This window comes from Acidiphilium sp. (assembly GCF_049977125.1).
In the GTDB taxonomy this organism is placed as follows: domain Bacteria; phylum Pseudomonadota; class Alphaproteobacteria; order Acetobacterales; family Acetobacteraceae; genus Acidiphilium.
In genome coordinates this window covers 1,965-3,302 of record NZ_JBMFGY010000238.1, presented here as the reverse complement: position 1 = coordinate 3,302, position 1,338 = coordinate 1,965, and the positions used below count along the sequence as shown (strand labels likewise).

Annotated in this window: 1 protein-coding gene; it reads left to right on the top strand. The window is 56.6% G+C overall.

Annotated features, from left to right (window positions below; translation table 11 throughout):
* Nucleotides 1-679 precede the first annotated feature (679 nt).
* The gene (locus ACP5E6_RS17405) at nucleotides 680-1,075 is read left to right on the top strand and encodes a hypothetical protein (RefSeq protein WP_427956345.1); all 396 of its coding nucleotides are present in this window, start codon (nucleotides 680-682) and stop codon (nucleotides 1,073-1,075) included.
* Nucleotides 1,076-1,338 lie beyond the last annotated feature (263 nt).

The following is a 1,338-nucleotide window of genomic DNA, read 5'->3' as shown; positions in this document are numbered from 1 at the left end:
GGAAAGGTGCTGCACAGGAAAAGTCGAAACGCTATTTATAAAATAACGACCAGTATGATCGACTTGAGATACACTGCCCGACTTACCGCCAGGCTCATCCACGCATGTGGGCATAGCGAGCTCCCGCCTAGAGCGCGGAGCACCATGACCGGGCCATACCGATCCTCCGACCGCGCAAAGCTCCACTGTTTTGCTGCAGAGTTAAGAAATTCTGCAAGAGCGGTAGCGCATGGACATCCCGAATGCGGATGCAAAAAATGCGTTTCTCGTTTGCATCGTTCTCCCCATTGGGCATCTTTGTCTGTATAAATAAAGAATCATTTCGGTCGCAGCACTACGTAGGATTGCTATCCTGCACAGCTCTGGCTTTCTGGAATAAGACTCGAAATCAATACGTTGCGAATCGTTGTTAAGTTATCGTCCGCGCGCTGGATAATATCCTGTTAAATTGCTAGTTTCTTGCGTAATTTTATTATGGATGAAAACGTAGCGAGCCCGGATCCAGAAGATTTACCCTCGACGCACTCATCTCACGCAAACGTTACTGCTGATATCGCATCGGATATTCAGCCGGTGTGCTTTCTTCATATCAATTGAACGAGCGCTGTCGGTTTGCATTCACCTGCGTACGAGATGTCTGTACTGCACAGATTGAGTCAGGGAGTCTGGAATGCGTCATATGACTGTCATACATCGCGGGCGGGGGGCGATCGTGGTGATGGTCGCCGCGATGATGGTCCTGCCGCTCGCACCAATCGCAGCGCGTGCAAATTTCTCGATTGCGGCGACCGCTCCACCAGCAGTGCCATCGACGCCGCTCCCACACAGGAACGCCTGGGCGCGATCCGCCTATCCACTGGCTATCGGATACGGAAAAGCGATCCCGCTGGGGTTCGCCCTCCGGCAGATCGTCCCGCACGGCGTGCTCGTCGTGATCCGCGATGGCGTGCGGACATCTACTATAGTGTCGTGGCACGGAGGTGTGCCCTGGAACGTCGCTCTCCAGCGCGCTCTCGCCGCAGCGGGCCTGCGCGCGAAAATCACACCCGTCGAGGTCGAAATCGGTAACCGCTGATCCCCGGATCCCTGCCGCTGAAAAAGGCGGTTCCCGTTTGCATCGCCCCATCGGACTCTCCGGCCGCATGCCCCGGAGGTGCCCGTGCCCGATCTCGATACCGTCGCCGTCTCAGAATGGATCGCTGGACTTGGTCCACCGGGTGCCACGCCTGATGAGGCCAGCATCCGGACGTTGGACGCACCCGATGACCCTGACCTGCTCTCCCTCGAAGCGGACGATGCCTGCGAAATTTCCGTGCGGGCATTCGGCACCGGACTCGA

What these genes read in the sequence shown, in the direction of transcription:
- ACP5E6_RS17405 (WP_427956345.1), top strand. Translation starts at nt 680, where the DNA reads ATGACTGTCATACATCGCGGGCGGGGGGCGATCGTGGTGATGGTCGCC.